Raw genomic sequence first — 16982 nt, forward strand, 5'->3', positions numbered from 1 at the left:
TCATGAAATGGTTACAGATTGTCGCTCTGCTGTTATTGTGCACGGGTTGCTGGGATATGCGAGAGATCAATCATCTGGCTTTGGTGGAAATGACCGCAGCGGATATGGATCCTAAAACCAAGCGTATAACGGCTTACTATCAAGTCCTCAACCCGACCGGCACCTCATCCCGGCAATCCGGGCCTGCGAAAGCGTCCGTATATACTTATGTAGTCTCGGAACAAAACCTCGGCCTGTTAACCGAAAAATCAGGCACGACTATGTCTCGGATGCTGTTCACCGCCCACTTACAATGTTATGTGTTCACCGAAAGGTTCGCGAGAGATGGGCTGCTTGAATTAGTTAATTATTTGGAACTTAATACAGAAAGACGAACCAATGTATATGCCGTCGTAACGGATGCGCCAATTCAGAACGTCATGGAAAGCTTCACGCCTCTGGACCGGGTACCTGGGCGTAATCTTCGGTTGTTGATGGACTGGCAAGCAAAGACATTCGGAATGACCAGAAAACTGACTCAATTGGAAGATATCGTGAAGGGGATTCCTTTGAGCCGGCCGACGATCATTCCGCTCCTTCATTACAATAGCAGTAGTGCAGCCTCCCGAACGGATCGAATGGAGCACATAAACGCGACAGAGCCGGGGTTTGAAATCTCCGAAGGCGCAGTATTCATTCGAGCGAAAATGGTGGGAAAGATCGATCAACACACCAAAAAGATGTATTACGTGTTGAACGGTGATGCCCGCAGGTGCTTGGAGAACATCAGAGTAAACGGCGCCAAAGTCGATTTAGAGACGAGAAATATCCAAGTTAAACGAAAATGGGGTCCGAAACGACTCCATATCACAATCCACGTCAACCTTCGGGTGCTGTACAATCAACAAATGAGACCCCTTACGCTTCAGAATACTCACGAAATCGAACAGGCTTTTAATAAGACCCTAGAGGAGCAGTCGGACCAATTTGTCCGGTTTGCGAAAGACAACAACTGGGATCTGCTTGGAATCGGAGATACGAAACAAGGGCGCGGAAAGTGGAGAGATTTCGACGTATCGTTCGAGGTGAGCTCCAAAGCAGCTTTGTTCGGAAACACGAGAACGCCGTATCAATAAGGAGAGAGATGGCATTGGAAAAACCACTACAACTAGGTGGGTGGCAACTATTCGCAATGACTGCTGCGTTCGTCGCAGGGACGTCGTTCATCTTGCTGCCAGTCGGCATTATCTCCGCAGCTCGGCAGTTCGGGTGGCTCGTCCAACTGTGGAGCACGCTGTTTGGCGTTGTCGCCGGAGCGTTCTGGCTGTACGTAGCAAGCCGATTTCCCGGTCTGTCTCTTGTCCAAATCGCCCAACAGGCGCTGGGTAAGTACGTCGGAGGCTTCGTGTCCCTCTGTTATGTCGTGTTCTTCGTTCAAATGGCGGCTTGGGTGACTCGAAACATGAGCGACTACATGCAGATTAACTTGATGCCAAGAACCCCGATTAGCGTGTTCAACATCTTGGCTCTGCTTGTATGTGCCTACGCGGTGATCAAAGGAATCGACACGATCTCTATGGTGAGCGTAGTCATTCTCCCCATACTGATGATCGCGTACTGGACGCCATTTACCGTCATGCTGAGAGAGTGGGACTGGAGAAATTTCAACTATCCGGGTACTTTTGAATGGTTGCCAACCCTTGCGGAGACGAAGTACGCGCTCGGCTTTCCGTTCATGGAGACCGTCGTATTCATGATGGCATTCCCGTTGGTACGCAGGAGGCTCAATACCGCCTTTTTGGGAGGTATCGCATTCATGGGCTTCCAGCTTGCACTGGGGATTTTCTTTACCATCGGTTTACTCGGCGTTTACCGGGGGTCACATTTGACGTACCCCATTTATATCATCTTCCGCGAAATGCAATTTTCTAATTTCATCGAGCATCTCGAAGCGATCATATCCGTAAACGCTCTTCTGCTCGTGTTCCTGAAGTTAAGCATTCTGTTCTATTTCGCCGTTTCAGCGATTTGCCAGCTGTTCGCAATCGAGAGCAGGGCTGTCGTCGCTTACCCGCTCGTATGGGTTATCTCAGCCTATGCTTTGTTTTTCTCTAATATCGTGGAGAATGCGGAATGGGTCCAGGATTATTTGTTCATCTACTACGTTCCGTTCGGATTCGGTTTTCCCTTATTGTTCCTAGTGGCCAGTTGGGTGCGCAAACGCGACAGAAGTACGAGTAAGGAGGCGGCGATATGACCTGGCTGATTCTATTGTACATTGCGTTTCTAGTCTCCGGTTTTATCATAATGAAAGCTCAGAATATTGGCCGCAAAGAAAAGATATTATTCGTCACGATTACGACAATCGGTTGCATCTTGTGGGGGAGCTTGGTTTTGCATCGACCTCTTGATCTGAACAAAGTGATCGGAATAGCCATCGATTTCATGTTTTGAGAAGTCCTTGGAAGAAAGCAACGCCTGACAACTTATAGTAATCGTAAAAGCTCATTCATAAATTGAATGAGCTTTCTTTGTTTGAAGGACGTGAATTTTCGAAGTTGCTAAACAAGAATTTAAGCAAGACAAATAACCCTCCGAAATAAATCAAACGCAAGAAATCCGCTCTACCAAGCGGATTTCTATTTACGGCATAGCCTTACTCCACCGCAATTACCAATGATATTGGAATTGACAGATCCGCATCAAAAGCATATATTATGGACAAAACAAATCGACGATTAAATTTGTCGTCAATAAAGAAACCGACATAAGGGAGAGATACGTCATGAACAAAATGCTTATCATTAATGCCCATCCGAAAGTAGAATCCACATCTTCTTTCAGTTCGATTGTTCTTCATCATTTTATGAAAACTTATAAGGAATTGAATCCAACTGAGAGCATTGAACAAATTAATCTATATAGCGAAGAAGTACCCGCAGTAGATCAAACGGTACTGAGCGCATGGGACAAGTTGGCGAAAGGTGAGCCGATCACCGCCGAAGAACAGAAAGCGACTTCGCGCATGTCTGAGGTACTGCAACAATTTAAAAGCGCCAATAAGTATGTCATTGCATTGCCGCTGCATAACTTCAATATTCCATCCAAACTCAAAGATTATATGGATAACATCCTGATTCCTCGCGAAACGTTCAAATATACGGAGAATGGTTCGGTAGGGCTGCTGAAAGACGGTCGAAGCCTTCTGGTAATCCAAGGAAGCGGCGCCGTGTATACAAATAATGACTGGTATACGGAAGTTGAATTTTCTCATAAATATCTCAAATCCATGTTCCAATTTCTCGGGGTTGAAGATTATCAGATCATCAGGGCTCAAGGGACAGCTGTTTTAAATCGGGATGAAATATTGGAGAAAGCCTATAAAGAGGCTGAGGGAGCCGCGACGTATTTATCCAAAGTGCCGGTTCAGAAATGAAAATGAAAAAGAATGTCGGAGAATTCTTACTTCGTGTTATGGTCTTTACGCTTATTATTTCAGTAATGAGTGCAAACATGTTTAACGTTGCGCTTCCAACTATTGGCAATGAGTTTCATCTTACTCCATCCCAAGTGAGCTGGGTTATTACAGGCTATATGATTGTATATGCAATCGGCTCGGTAACTTACGGGAAATTGTCACAAAGCTACAGCTTGAAGAGTTTATTAACATTTGGCTTACTTTTATTTGCAATTGGATCTGTTGTAGGCTTAGTGGCTATTGAATATTGGATGGTCATTGTGGGACGCATTGTACAGGCAGCTGGTGCATCGGTCATTCCCGCGATTGCCATGATCATTCCGGTTCGTTACTTTTCACCGGAAAGGCGAGGGCGTGCACTGGGTACCGTTGCAATCGGGTTCGCACTCGGTTCGGCGCTCGGTCCGATCATTGCGGGGGTAGTGAGCAGTGCGTGGAACTGGCGAATTTTATTTATTATTTCACTTTTATCTCTCTTTACGTTGCCGCTGTATCGGAAGTATTTAGATGATGAAAAGGGAGTCGCCGGCAAAATGGACTTTATTGGCGGATCACTTTTAGCAGGCACAGTAGCTCTTTTGTTACTTGCTTTAACCGGCGGAAATATATGGTTTGCTTTGGCGGGTACTGTTTTTCTCGTTTTATTCATAATGCGTATTCGCTATGCTTCTGCGCCATTTATAAACCCGGCTTTATTCCGAAACAAACCGTTTACTTTCGGTCTAATTATTACGTTCGTCACGCTCGGGATTAACTTTGCCATTCAATTCATTACACCTCAGTTGCTTTCTTCCGTAAACCACTTGTCACCGCTATTCATCGGAATGGTTACGTTACCGTCAGCTTTAGTTGCCGCGATTTTGGGTCGAGGAGGAGGTAAATTAGCGGATGAGAAGGGAAATCCGTTTCTTGTGTATACAGCAGCGTCACTTCTTACAATCGGTTTTATCTGTTTGTCATCCATAGTTGGCATGTCCCCAGTCTTTATTGCGATTTTTCTTGTATTCAGTGTTCTGGGTCAATCGTTTATGCAAATTGCGATGTCGAACACCATTTCACGAACATTACCAAATGAGCATATGGGAATAGGACTGGGATTGTACAATATGGTCACTTTTATTTCATTGGCTGCATCGACGGCTACAATCGCCAAGGTGCTGGATTTCGGCACATCAGCCGTTCGCTTTAATCCGATACCTCAAAATAGCGCAACATTCGTATACAGCAATATTTTCTTGGTACTGGCAGTTCTGATCGTTGTGATGGCTGCACTTTATTATGTGCAATTTGGGCGTGCAGCTGGCAAGAGCAAGGACAATAAGTTGGATAGCACAACACTTGCTTAGTATTTAGTTAGTGTGTGGTGCGCGACCAGTCTATCGCATACGGACAAACCTTCCAAACCATCATCTTTTGTCATTCCTACAGGTAAAATCGTTCTTTACCTACTTGTAACTGTTTCGTTACCGTTCTGTCATTCCTTTCGAGGCTGATCTGGGTAATATGAGGTTGTAAGCCAACCGTCGCTTATCTCCAATAAAATAAGAGGTGAAAATCTATGTGTTGATCAAATCGAAACACTCGTATAAATTAGCCGCAAAGCTGGTCGCAGGCAAAACGCCGACCTCCGCGATTCGTTACAAATGGGGCAAACCGGATGTAGGCGATGACACTTTGAGTACAAGTATCCAAAAATATATTATTACGTACCCATGTTTAAACCTATGACGACACCGAGACCTTATAAGATTTACAAAGTCGTGAGCGTTTTCGTCTTACATACTGCTCACGGTAGTGAATTTAGTTCACAATAAACGAAAGATTTTGAGGAGGAAATGAACATGAAAAAGAAAAACAAGGTAGCCGCAGCGCTGCTGGTGGCTGTTGTCGCCGTATCCGTACCGGCTATAGTGTCCGCAAACAGAGCGAATCATGCAGAGCAGGCAGCACCGGTCGTATCACAGGTAAAACCTGTCGTTGCACAAACGAATCAAGTTGAACAAACCGTCTATGAGAATACCCAATACGGATTCCGTTTCACGCTGCCGGACAGTTGGAAAGGATACACGATCGTAACGGACAATTGGAAAGGTCATGATGCATCAGACGGTAAGGTCGTAGCAACCGGCGCATCCATAGCCATCCGCCATCCTGAATGGACAGCTGACAAGCCTAGACAGGACATCCCTATTTATGTCTTTACTATCGATCAATGGAACGAGCTTCAGCAGGAGAAATTGTTCATCGGCGCAGCGCCTATGGGACCAAGCGAACTAACTCGCAATGACAAATACGTGTTCGCACTCCCAGCGCGATATAACTTTGCCTACCTTGATGGCTACCAAGAAGTGGAAGACATCTTGAAGGGCAATCCCATTCAACCGATGTAATCACTTTATTGGAGCAGTTGTCGGAAGACAAGAACATTGTCCGAATGAAGTCCACGTTAAACGTGGGCTTTTTTTGTTAGCTCATTTATTGTGTGGAATTTTGAACAGATCGTCTGGAACGATGTGGATGCGAAGGAAGATATGATCGTTGACAGTTTATATCATATAATTATATTATCTATTTATAGGATAAATAAAATTAGAGTACTATAGATGTAAAAGGAGGCAATATTAATGAAAATTGAAATCGGCATGGATACGTTTGTAGAAACAACACCGGATGTTCGTACAGGGAAGACTATAACGCACGCGGAACGGTTGCGTGAGGTCGTGGAAGAAATCGTCTTGGCCGATAAGGTCGGGCTGGACATATTCGGAGTTGGCGAACATCATCGAAAGGAATTCGGAGATTCGGCTTCCGCCATCATACTGGCGGCAGGCGCTTCCAAGACGGAGAACATCCGCCTGACCAGTTCGGTTACGGTGCTCTCCGCCGCTGATCCCGTGCGTGTATTTCAGGAGTTTGCTACGATAGACGGCATATCCAATGGCCGTGCGGAAATTATCGTAGGAAGAGGGTCCATGGTCGATGCTTTTCCTTTATTCGGCTTTGATTTGAACGATTATGAGACCCTATTCGAAGAGAAGCTCGAGCTCTTATTGAAAATTAGAGAATCGGAGAAGGTGACTTGGAGAGGAGGGCATCGGCCAGCGTTCAAAGATCTCGGTATTTATCCACGACCTGTACAGGACCAACTGCCCATCTGGATCGGCAGCGGGGGCAATCCGGAATCGGCCATACGCGCGGGTACGCTAGGATTGCCGCTCGTGCTTGCGATTATTGGCGGCAGTCCACTGCGATTCGCACCGATTGTGCAGCTCTATAAGAAGGCAGCAGCTCAAGCCGGACATGACGCATCCAAGCTTCCCGTAGCGGTACATTCCCTCGGCTTCGTAGCTGAGAACACACAGCTCGCGGTAGACCGATATTTCCCGCCGACTCAAGCATCGTTCAATCTATTTGGCAAAGAGCGCCGTTGGGGCGATTACACCCGCTCGCAATTCGACGCTGAACGAACGTTGGAAGGCGGTCTCTACGTAGGCGATCCCGAAACCGTAGCCAACAAAATCATCTACATGCATAAGAAATTAGGCTTCTCGCGTTTTATGCTGCACATGCCTGTAGGCACGATGCCGCACGATGAAGTGATGCGGGCAATTGAACTGCTTGGAACTGAAGTAGCGCCGCGAGTCCGTGAAGAAATCGCAAGATGGGAAGCTGAACAGACAGGATAGTTCAAGTACTTCGCGAATTGATAGTTAGAGATATCAATGAGAGGAGGCTAGCGGCAATGTCACTCATCGCAGGAAAATTCGTCACCGAGACGTTCGAGTACGACGGTGGTCGGCAAGTTACGGTGTATGTCCCTCCGGACCCTCCTCAGGCATTCGTTTTTGCCGGTGACGGTCAGTTGATCTCGCAGTGGGGCGGAATTCTCGAGGAGTCCGTCGCTCCGTCCACGATGATTATCGGCGTGCACCGACTGACCGATGAGACGCTGCGGCTCCATGAATATTCTCCGGGCTTTAGCCCGGAACGATTCTCAGCTCACGAGAAGTTCTTCGTCGAGGATGTCTACCGATGGGTCAAGTCACGTTTCGGAGTCACGCTAACCGCCGAAAGCACCGCGGTGTTCGGTGTATCTGCAGGCGGTGAGCTATCGCTCGCCATCGGTCTTCGGCATCCCGAGATTTTCGGTGCGATATTCTGCGCCTCGCCGGGCGGGGGTTACCAACCACCTGACGTAATGCCGGGTTCGATTCCTCGTGTGTACCTTGTCGCCGGCACGCTAGAGCCGTTTTTCCTTAATAATGCGACAAGGTGGGCGGCTGCTCTGCGCGTGGCCGGTGCAGACGTGGAAATGAGAGAGCGGATCGCGTCACATGACGATGTGATGTGGCGAGAAGAGTTCCCATTGATGGTGGCATGGGCGTTTGGACGATAAACGATGAACAGGCCACCGATGATTAATCGGTGGCCTGTCGGTTTCAGCGACATTCCGGACTATTAGAGTGGTTCGCCATTCAAATAATTGTAGAACGGAATGTCGGTCCAGAAATTGTAACTTTGAACGTCCACAGATGGATCTACGTGCTTGAATCCGTCGACAATGGCCTTGGACTGCTCCTTCAGTGAGAAGGACTGCGCGTAATACCGGCCAAGCTGAATTTTATTATTCGTGATTTCCTTATAGTCGGCCAATGGCGTCAGCGAGTAGTACAGCGGCTGCCACCATGAGCTTACAAGAAGTCCAAGTTGATTTTCTTCGTTTTTCTTAGCATAGGCGCTGATGATTGCGTTAAAGCGCTTCTTGTCGGCGACATTCTCGAATTCAAAGGCGATATCGTATTCCTTTGCGTATTCGATGTAATTGCCGTTCGAAATTTTACGAACTTCGTATTGGTCAGAAACGCCGGGCTCGCCCCATTCTTTCAGATAGACGAAGGCTGAGGTTTTCGGTTCGAATTGTACCTTGGCTTCGATGCCCTCGCTTCGCAGCAACCCGATCAACTGGAGAGCGTGTTGGAGATCAGAGTGGCCATAGATCAACGTCAAAGATTCGATGAAATTGGACTCGTAATGGCTGTCTTTCAGGTTGTAGCCCGTAACCAATCCCTGCTCCAGCGCAACATCGACGATTTTCTGCAGCTGGTCGTCTTTAATGATGACCGATCCATTATACGCATCCGAAAGCTTGGTATAGATGTCAGCGTCGCCTACATAGCCAAGGTAATGCTTATATTGTCCCTTGAAGACGAGCGTCTTGCCAATCAGCAGGTTCGCCAAGTCCGAAGTGACAGGTGCGTTAGGAGCGAGCTGGTTGAAATAGGAGGCAGGCAACAGGCCCGTATCGATTGCCGCGGCTAGTTCCTGCTTCGTTTGCTTGTTGAGTGAGGACAACTTGATCGGAAGCTTAGCAATCACTTTCTCCGCTTTCGCTTCGGAATACGTGTAAGCTAGTTCCTTAAACCCGGCCAAGCGAAGCGCGAGCTGCACGGCGTTGACGGCTTTAAGTGGCGCAGATGCATTCGTAATATCCGACGACAGCAGCCCGTTCTGATACAGCGCCGCGGCAGCATTGTAGTAAGGACTCGATGTGTTCAAGTCATTAAAGGTCACTGGCTTGTCCGCAGGGGATAGCTGCAGCAAACGGACCACATCGGCGAAGAACTCGCCGCGACTCACGTTCTCGGAGAGCGTTAGATTGAATTTGTCCTTCAGGAATGCAGCGTATTCCGCGGAAGAAATCTCTTTCGCCGAGACCGAATCGATTGTGATGGCTGTAGTGGAATTCACAGTCGTTACAGGGGATGCGAATGCGGGAGACTGGGCGTATGCCAGCAAAGTGGCTGATAGAGCAGCTGTTAGGAGAACCCTGTTGCGTACGGAAGTTCGAATTGACATGAGAAAAGACCTCCTAGTGAATTAATTCATATTAAATAGGTATGATTAGTAGAAAATACTATCATTCCGGTTTTTTCCTGTCAATACTGTTCAGCTTAGTATCCGCCCTTTTTCGCTCCGCTGGAATCCCTTGACGCTGTATAATCCCTTGTGATACCGTTAATGATAATTATTGGATATTCATACGAGCGATGAAAAGGATGAGTAGGCAAGCACTCGAATCGCAGAGAGCCCGGAGCGGTGGAAACGGGCATTCGAACTTGGCGAAAGAAGCCTTGGAGCATCGGGCCGAAAGAGGGAGTAGGTCCGGCGGGTCTTCCCGTTACAGAAGAGAAGCCGCTAAAGCGCGGTTTCGTTGAGAGGGGCGATTGCCCCAATTAAGGTGGTACCACGGAAGCTGAGCCTTTCGTCCTTTAACCGAGGACGGAAGGCTTTTTTGATTGCTTACAAGCCCATAGGGAAGGAATGAATCTACGATGAATCAAGCTGAGTTGGCAGATCGTTTGTTTCCGGGAGTGACGCGGCTCCCCCAAGAAGTTCTGGACAGCTATCCCAAAAGAGATTTGCCGGAGGGCGCTCAAGTGACTCGGTTCGCTCCTAGCCCGACGGGCTTTATGACGATCGGGGGACTCTACGCAACGCAAATCTCCGAACGGATGGCGCATCAAAGCGGCGGCGTCTTCTACTTGCGGATCGAAGATACCGACAAGAAGCGAGAAGTCGAAGGCAGCATGGAAGACATCATTCGGTCTCTCGGCTACTGCGGCATTTACACGGATGAAGGGCCGACTGTTTCCGGTGAAGAAGTCGGCATCTACGGACCTTACAGGCAAAGTGAGCGAGTAAGCCTCTATCATGTTTTTATCAAGGATTTGATTCGCAGAGGACTTGCTTACCCCTGCTTCTGCGATGCGGATGAAGTTCAGGCGATTCGTGACAAGCAGCAAGCAGCTCATTTGACTCCGGGCTACTACGGAGAATGGGCTGTTCACCGAAATTGGACGCCTGAGCAAGCTCTGTTGGAGCTCGAGAAGGGCAGGCCGTTCGTCATTCGGTTGAAGTCGCCCGGTTTGCCAGGGAGTAGAATCAAGTATGACGACTTGATCAAAGGTGAAATTGAAATGCCGGAAAACGATCAGGACATCGTCATCATGAAATCAGACGGCATCCCAACTTATCATTTTGCGCATGCGGTGGACGATACTCTGATGGGCACGACTCACGTCATTCGTGGCGACGATTGGCTGGCTTCCGTACCCGTGCATATTCAGCTGTTCGGGATTTTGGGCTTCCGCAGGCCGGAATACGGCCATCTGGCTCCGATCATGAAAATGGACGGCGCCTCGAAGCGTAAGTTCAGCAAGCGGAAGGACCGGGACGCGACCGCGATCTTTTACCAGACGGAAGGGTATCCGAGCAAAGCCATCGCCGAGTATTTCATGACGCTTATCAATTCGAACTACGAGGAGTGGCGGATGAGCCATCCGGAAGCTCCGTATACGGATTTTGCGATCGACGTGAACAAAATGAACGTCAGTGGTGCGCTGTTCGATATGAACAAGCTTAACGATATAAGCAAGGACGTCATTTCACGGTACAGCGCGGACGAAGTCTATGCGCAAGCATCGGAATGGGCTGCTTCGTTCGATGAGGAGCTGGCTGCGACACTGAGTGCCAATCGCGACTATGCATTCGCTATCTTCAATATCGGACGAGTGGCGGAGAAGCCGCGCAAGGACATTTCAAAGTGGTCCGAAGTGAACGACCTGTACGCTTACTTCTACGACGAGTTCTACAACCGTTCGGTCGAAGCTGGCTTCGAGGCACTGCCGGCGGATGTATCGCTAGAGCTGGCGCAGCAGATCATTCGCGAATACGAGCAATCGCTTGATCTGGGAGACGACCGGGATGCTTGGTTCGGCAAAGTGAAGGCGATCGGCGAGCAGCTTGGCTTCGCCAAGGATGCCAAGACATATAAGAAAAATCCGGAGGCATATCCGGGACATGTCGGCGACGTCGCGATGGTCGTACGTGTTGCCTTGTCGGGCCGGACGATGACGCCGGATCTGTACGACATGATGCACGTCATGGGGGAAAGCCGGGTACGGGATCGCCTGAAGCAGTTCTCCGGAGCTACCGGGTGAGCGTCGAGGATAATAACGGCTTTCTCTTGAGCTACGATGACAAAGGCAATATCGTCATGGTTATACAGGCGTTCGCAAACGGCGAGCGGATCAAGCAGGAAGGGGAAGAAGATTTTCCGCCGTCGGCGCTCGTAAGCGCGGCTTACCCCGATTACCATGTCAAACGAGGCATGCCAGGGTTTCTGTTTCTTCTCGGCCTGTTGATCTTTGGCTGGTGCAGCTTCCGGTACCAAGCCTTCCAGGATTTAATGTTCCGTCTATCTCCGCAGCGGCTCATGTACGAGAACCCCGAGCCGAGCGACTTCTATTATTTCACGAGCAAGGTCGGCGGCATTGTCGTGATGATCGGTTCGATTATCGTAGCTATCAAAGCGTACTAGGCGCATGCGGATTGCGTCTATAACAGGCAAGACGAGTAGCGTCAGTACAGAATGACTACAATCATTTATTACCTGACATCAACTATTGGAAGAATCAGGAAATCGTGTTATTGTAAAATCATTCCTATGAGAGCGGGTGATCGATGTGACTACATCAACCCTATACTGGCAGTTCTGTTGTGGCTAATGATTTCACCTACTATCAGGGAGGTCATCAAAATATGCAACGACCCCAAATATGGCACTATGGCCTTGTCGCACAATCGTGGGCGAATGCCACGGAAGCAGGTCCGGAAGGGGAGTACTACAAGAAGCTGATCGAGACGTCCGGACTACCGGCGCTTGATCTGGGCTGCGGCAGTGGACGCTTATTGCTCCTCTTTTTGCAGGATGGTCTGGATGTGGATGGCTGCGACTACTCTGAGGATATGCTCGCAGTCTGTCAGGAGCGAGCAGCAAAGCAAGGCCTTTCACCCCGGCTCTATGCGCAGGCCATGCACGAATTGGATTTGCCGCAGCGTTATAGGACGATATTTGCTTGCGGGGTGATTGGTCTTGGTGGACAGCATCGTCTGACTATGCAGGCCATGCAGCGCTGCCATGAGCATCTACGTTCAGGCGGCACATTCGCTTTCAACTATACGGTGCGATGGAACGATCCGCCCGCTTGGCTGGCGAGGTTGCCTGAGTACAGGCATGCTGAACCCAAGGGATGGCCCGCATCCAGTGAACGCCAGCTTCTGGCCGACGGAACGGAGCTGGAAATGGTTGCCCGGTCACTCGATACAGATCCTTTGGAGAACGTCGCCACCCGACAGATGCGACTCCGGCTGTGGCGCGATGGTGTCCTTATTAAGGAGGAAGTTCAAACGCAAAGGTTGGATGACTATACGAAGAACGAGTTGGTGTTGATGCTTGAGCGTGCTGGCTTCAGCGACATCCAAATCTATGGAGATTTCAGCGATGAACCAGCTACAGCAGACCACCGTGAACTGATCTTCATCTGCCGAAAGTAAATTGCGTTCCAAACCGAAACAAAAAATATATGCATGAGAAGCCGCGTTCATCTACGCGGTTTTTTATTTTATGGATACCACTTCTTGCGCAGCGACGTTAGCTGAATCACCACGAGGAAATAGGCAGCCTGAGTAAGGAAGAGAGCAAAAATGATCAGGCGCAATCGACCGCTCCCTGAAGGAGGATGGATGATCGGTTCCGCCGAATACGGCTGGGGTTACCTTGACGGATTAAACCATCATGGTCTTGCTGCGGCTATCACCTTCGGCAACTGTTCACGAAAACCAAGCATTCCTTACATCAGAGTAACTAGATGAACTTTTTTTCAGTACTATTAGTGAAAATGCTGAACTGGTATACTTAAAAATGGAATTTTTCGTCACTACTCTTGGAAGCTTCATAACTATCACTAAGGAGGTTGTACCATGACAATGCCACAACGTAAACTTGGTTCGACGGGGATAATCGTGGGGGAAATCGGGATGGGCGGAATGCCGCTCTCCGTTAACGGACGCCCTTCTGAGGAAGACGGCATCAGAGCAGTGCATGCCGCATTGGAGCAAGGCATTACACTGTTCGATACAGCCGATTCGTACTGCTTGAATTCGACCGAAAACGGTCATAACGAACGTCTGCTCGCCAAAGCTTTACATAACCGTCCCGAAGTGCTCATCGCGACAAAAGGCGGACACATTCGTCCGGATGGACGCTGGGAAACCGATGGCCGTCCTGAACACTTGCGTCAAGCGTGCGAGGACAGTTTGCGTGCGCTCGGCGTGGAAGCAATCACGCTCTATCAATTCCACCGTCCGGATCCTAAGGTTCCGTTTGCGGAATCCGTGGGAACAGTCGCTGAATTGCAGCGGGAAGGGAAGGTCGTTCACGTGGGACTGTCGAACGTTTCCGTTGCACAGTTGGAAGAAGCCCGCAACATTGTAACGGTCGCGTCTGTTCAAAACCGTATGAATTTGTTTGACCATTCATCCATGGACGTGCTGAAGCGCTGCGAAGAGCTAGGTATTGCTTTCCTACCATACAGCCCTCTAAACGGCATGGGCAACGCGCAAGGTATCGGCAGCAACGAGACGCTTTCCCGTATCGCCAGAAGTCATGATGCATCGCCGCAGCAGATCGCGATTGCATGGCTGCTTCAATTGTCGCCCGTTATTCTGCCGATTCCCGGCGCAAGCAAAGCGGTGAACATCGTTAACTGCGCGGGTGCATCCAACGTGGAGCTTTCCGCGAAAGACGTAGCTGAATTGAATGGCATCGCTGCTCAAATCACAGCCTAATTGCCCCTACGGCAATCGACCGGCGACATGATAGAACTTTCGGGATCTATTTTGCAAAGCCATAAACAAAGAGCAAGGAGCAGTTTGCCTACGGCAGCTGCTCCTTGTTTTTTTGAAATAGCGGGCAGATTCGTCCAATCAGTTAAACCCCTTAATAAATAAGATATTTAAGCGACTTGATTCTTTTACAATATCTTGTTATGAAAGGGCGGAGTATGTATGGTTCGTAAATATACGACTGGACCTTTGAATAATTTAACGGAGAAAGATAGGACTGTATCCAATGATATTGTTGTAAACTCGTTAAACCAGAATCGAAATGAGAATGCTAGAGTAAGAATCAAAGTGTATGCATTAAACGGAAGAAAGAAATTGATTCATAACGTTGCGTTTACTGTGAAACCGAGCGCATCCACATACAATAGTTTCTTTGTGGGAAATGCGAAGCAGTATGAAGTCCAATTTATTACCAATCAATCGAAGGTGCAATTTGCATCGTTTGGGATTAGTCCGAAAGATCGTTTTGTTGCCTCACATCGAGTAATCAACAGTGAATTAACAAGACTTGTATGAGTGACTTCGCTTAACATATATGCTTAAGAAGCCGCTAACTGCGGCTTTTTTCGGCTGTAAATCGTATAACGAAGGCAACCGGTCAGATATGACCTTGAGCTTATTCATTGAACTTATGATCAGTATAAATCAATCGGCAGCATGGTAAACTACTCCAAAAGATATTGGAGGTTTCTTTTTGGATGCGCAGTTTCTAGATTTATTGGCCATGGAATATGATACGGAAGAAAAAGTTGTAACAGAAATCATCAACCTAGAAGCGATCTCCAATCTTCCCAAGGGAACGGAGCATTTTGTCAGTGATTTGCATGGGGAGTTCCAGGCTTTTCAGCATGTGCTTAGAAACGGTTCGGGTACCGTGAAAGATAAAATCAAAGCTTTGTTCCGAGAGGTTTGGACGGATCACGAAATGAACGAATTTATTGCGTTAGTTTATTATCCGGAAGAAAAAATACAGTTGGTTAAAGCAGAATTGTGGAATAAACAAGCCTTGAACCGATGGTACAGACAAACGATTGAACACATGCTTAAGCTCGTTTCTTATGCCTCTTCCAAATATACGCGCTCCAAATTGCGCAAAGCTCTGCCGGAGCAGTTTGTATACATTGTAGAAGAGCTTCTATATAAGACGGATTCGACCAACAACAAGGACCCTTATTATGAGGAAATATATAGGCAAATTATTACATTGGGCCAGGCGGACAAGCTCATTATCGGCCTTGCTTATACGACCCAGCGCTTGGTGGTCGACCATCTTCATGTAGTCGGAGATATCTATGACCGGGGACCGGACCCCGATAAAATTATGGACACGCTAATCAACTACCATTCAGTAGACATTCAGTGGGGGAACCATGATGTCCTGTGGATAGGCGCCTACGCGGGTTCCCAGGTTTGCCTTGCGAATATTATCCGGATCTGCGCCAGATACGACAATCTGGACATCATCGAAGACGTATATGGAATCAATTTGCGCCCACTGCTGAATTTGGCGGAGAAATACTATGATGACAATCCAACCTTTAGACCGAAGCTGCAGTCCGACCATAACGGTTCGGAGCAGGAAATTCTGCAGATTACCAAAATTCATCAAGCCATTGCCATGATCCAGTTCAAGCTTGAAATCCCGATAATCAAGAGACGCCCATACTTTAATATGACTAATAGGCTTTTGCTTGAGCAGATCGATTACGACAAAACCGAAATCAAGATCGGAGGTAAAACTTACCCGCTCGAAAACGCCTGTTTCGCAACCGTAAATCCGCAGCAGCCTGAACAAATGCTGGAGGAAGAAGAGCAGGTGATGGACAAGCTGCTGTTCTCCGTTCAGCATTCCGAAAAGCTGGCCAGACATATGAATTTTCTTATGAAAAAGGGTAGCCTTTATTTAAAATACAATGGGAATCTGTTATTTCACGGCTGTATTCCATTGGATGAAGAAGGCAACATGGAAGAAATGCAGATTGAAGACAAGACATATTCGGGCCGTCAGCTGCTCGATGTTTTTGAATATTATTTACGTTACGCCTTTGCGCATCCGGAAGAGACGGAAGATCTGGCTACGGATATGGTGTGGTACATCTGGACAGGGGAGTGTTCCTCGCTTTTTGGAAAGAGAGAAATGACCTCCTTTGAACGGTACTTTATCCAAGATAAAGAAATCTATAAGGAGAGAAAGAACCCTTATTACCATCTGCGTGAAAATGAGGAGATCTGCCGGAAAATTCTGCTGGAGTTTGATATGAATCCGGATCATGGACATATCATTAACGGTCACACGCCGGTTAAAGAAATTCGTGGAGAGAACCCCGTTAAAGCAAACGGGAAACTGATTGTCATTGACGGCGGTTTTTCCAAAGCCTATCAATCCACAACGGGCATCGCCGGATATACCTTATTGTATAATTCCTTTGGCATGCAGCTGGTTGCCCATCAGAAATTTATATCAAAAGAAGATGTGTTATGTAACGGAACGGACGTATTGTCTGTAAAAAGACTGGTGGACAAGGAACTGGAGCGTAAGCTGGTAAGAGAAACCAATGTCGGGGAGAAGCTGCTGCAGAAAATCTCGAATTTGAAAAATCTCTTAGAAGATCGCTACATGAGATGAAACTATTGTCGGGTTAGATAGCTCAATAATCATTAGCAAGGCTGCCGGCATCGGCAGCCTTTTTGAGTAAATTGGACCTAAACGCGAATATAAATGAAAGATATTTAATTTTTTGTCGAAATCAAGCAGGCAAACCTTGGGATTTAGTCGAAT

14 protein-coding genes and 1 other annotated feature are annotated in these 16982 nt (G+C 47.9%); of the genes, 13 read left to right on the top strand and 1 reads right to left on the bottom strand.

Annotation, left to right across the window (positions count from 1 at the left end; all coding sequences use genetic code 11):
- Positions 1 to 2: 2 nt before the first annotated feature.
- From AC0YNS_RS10565 to AC0YNS_RS10600, 8 genes are all read left to right on the top strand, one after another.
- Positions 3 to 1115, top strand: coding sequence for a Ger(x)C family spore germination protein (locus AC0YNS_RS10565; protein WP_475780944.1), 1113 nt, complete (start codon positions 3 to 5; stop codon positions 1113 to 1115).
- Between the two features lie 14 nt (positions 1116 to 1129).
- Positions 1130 to 2236 carry a GerAB/ArcD/ProY family transporter gene (locus AC0YNS_RS10570; RefSeq protein ID WP_475780945.1) on the top strand — a complete coding sequence of 369 codons (1107 nt, stop codon included), beginning with the start codon at positions 1130 to 1132 and terminating at the stop codon, positions 2234 to 2236.
- Positions 2233 to 2433: a hypothetical protein gene (locus AC0YNS_RS10575; protein ID WP_475780946.1), complete on the top strand. Its 201-nt coding sequence runs from the start codon at positions 2233 to 2235 to the stop codon at positions 2431 to 2433. Before AC0YNS_RS10570 ends, AC0YNS_RS10575 begins: the two co-directional genes overlap by 4 nt.
- 331 nt (positions 2434 to 2764) lie before the next feature.
- Entirely contained in the window at positions 2765 to 3415 is a 651-nt protein-coding gene (locus AC0YNS_RS10580; RefSeq protein WP_475780947.1) for an FMN-dependent NADH-azoreductase, read from the top strand.
- Complete coding sequence (locus AC0YNS_RS10585; protein ID WP_475780948.1) at positions 3412 to 4803, top strand: MFS transporter; 1392 nt, start codon at positions 3412 to 3414, stop codon at positions 4801 to 4803. The genes AC0YNS_RS10580 and AC0YNS_RS10585 overlap by 4 nt, the downstream gene beginning before the upstream one ends.
- 495 nt (positions 4804 to 5298) lie before the next feature.
- Entirely contained in the window at positions 5299 to 5847 is a 549-nt protein-coding gene (locus AC0YNS_RS10590; protein ID WP_475780949.1) for a hypothetical protein, read from the top strand.
- A 240-nt stretch (positions 5848 to 6087) separates the two neighbouring features.
- Complete coding sequence (locus AC0YNS_RS10595; protein WP_475781019.1) at positions 6088 to 7143, top strand: LLM class flavin-dependent oxidoreductase; 1056 nt, start codon at positions 6088 to 6090, stop codon at positions 7141 to 7143.
- 56 nt (positions 7144 to 7199) lie between these two features.
- A complete protein-coding gene (locus AC0YNS_RS10600) occupies positions 7200 to 7853 on the top strand; it encodes an alpha/beta hydrolase (RefSeq protein ID WP_475780950.1) in 654 nt (217 codons plus the stop codon).
- A 62-nt stretch (positions 7854 to 7915) separates the two neighbouring features.
- Here AC0YNS_RS10600 and AC0YNS_RS10605 read toward each other — a convergent pair whose 3' ends face one another.
- Positions 7916 to 9313 carry a hypothetical protein gene (locus AC0YNS_RS10605; RefSeq protein WP_475780951.1) on the bottom strand — a complete coding sequence of 466 codons (1398 nt, stop codon included), beginning with the start codon at positions 9311 to 9313 and terminating at the stop codon, positions 7916 to 7918.
- Between the two features lie 182 nt (positions 9314 to 9495).
- Positions 9496 to 9730: a binding site (T-box leader), on the top strand.
- 59 nt (positions 9731 to 9789) lie between these two features.
- On the opposite strand from AC0YNS_RS10605, the gene AC0YNS_RS10610 reads away from it, so the two are divergent.
- From AC0YNS_RS10610 to AC0YNS_RS10630, 5 genes are all read left to right on the top strand, one after another.
- Complete coding sequence (locus tag AC0YNS_RS10610; RefSeq protein ID WP_475780952.1) at positions 9790 to 11457, top strand: glutamate--tRNA ligase; 1668 nt, start codon at positions 9790 to 9792, stop codon at positions 11455 to 11457.
- Entirely contained in the window at positions 11454 to 11837 is a 384-nt protein-coding gene (locus AC0YNS_RS10615) for a DUF6199 family natural product biosynthesis protein (protein WP_475780953.1), read from the top strand. The genes AC0YNS_RS10610 and AC0YNS_RS10615 overlap by 4 nt, the downstream gene beginning before the upstream one ends.
- Positions 11838 to 12058: 221 nt before the next feature.
- Positions 12059 to 12853, top strand: coding sequence for a class I SAM-dependent DNA methyltransferase (locus AC0YNS_RS10620; RefSeq protein ID WP_475780954.1), 795 nt, complete (start codon positions 12059 to 12061; stop codon positions 12851 to 12853).
- A gap of 426 nt (positions 12854 to 13279) precedes the next feature.
- Complete coding sequence (locus AC0YNS_RS10625) at positions 13280 to 14146, top strand: aldo/keto reductase (protein WP_475780955.1); 867 nt, start codon at positions 13280 to 13282, stop codon at positions 14144 to 14146.
- 751 nt (positions 14147 to 14897) lie between these two features.
- Positions 14898 to 16829: a fructose-1,6-bisphosphatase gene (locus AC0YNS_RS10630; protein ID WP_475780956.1), complete on the top strand. Its 1932-nt coding sequence runs from the start codon at positions 14898 to 14900 to the stop codon at positions 16827 to 16829.
- Positions 16830 to 16982 lie beyond the last annotated feature (153 nt).

This window comes from Paenibacillus sp. J22FR21 (assembly GCF_056269135.1).

Bases quoted from the DNA above. Each gene is read 5' to 3' on its own strand.
- AC0YNS_RS10590 (WP_475780949.1), top strand. From the start codon at position 5,299: ATGAAAAAGAAAAACAAGGTAGCCGCAGCGCTGCTGGTGGCTGTTGTC.
- AC0YNS_RS10605 (WP_475780951.1), bottom strand. From the start codon at position 9,313: ATGTCAATTCGAACTTCCGTACGCAACAGGGTTCTCCTAACAGCTGCT.
- AC0YNS_RS10600 (WP_475780950.1), top strand. From the start codon at position 7,200: ATGTCACTCATCGCAGGAAAATTCGTCACCGAGACGTTCGAGTACGAC.
- AC0YNS_RS10610 (WP_475780952.1), top strand. From the start codon at position 9,790: ATGAATCAAGCTGAGTTGGCAGATCGTTTGTTTCCGGGAGTGACGCGG.
- AC0YNS_RS10625 (WP_475780955.1), top strand. From the start codon at position 13,280: ATGACAATGCCACAACGTAAACTTGGTTCGACGGGGATAATCGTGGGG.
- AC0YNS_RS10580 (WP_475780947.1), top strand. From the start codon at position 2,765: ATGAACAAAATGCTTATCATTAATGCCCATCCGAAAGTAGAATCCACA.
- AC0YNS_RS10575 (WP_475780946.1), top strand. From the start codon at position 2,233: ATGACCTGGCTGATTCTATTGTACATTGCGTTTCTAGTCTCCGGTTTT.
- AC0YNS_RS10565 (WP_475780944.1), top strand. From the start codon at position 3: ATGAAATGGTTACAGATTGTCGCTCTGCTGTTATTGTGCACGGGTTGC.
- AC0YNS_RS10585 (WP_475780948.1), top strand. From the start codon at position 3,412: ATGAAAATGAAAAAGAATGTCGGAGAATTCTTACTTCGTGTTATGGTC.
- AC0YNS_RS10620 (WP_475780954.1), top strand. From the start codon at position 12,059: ATGCAACGACCCCAAATATGGCACTATGGCCTTGTCGCACAATCGTGG.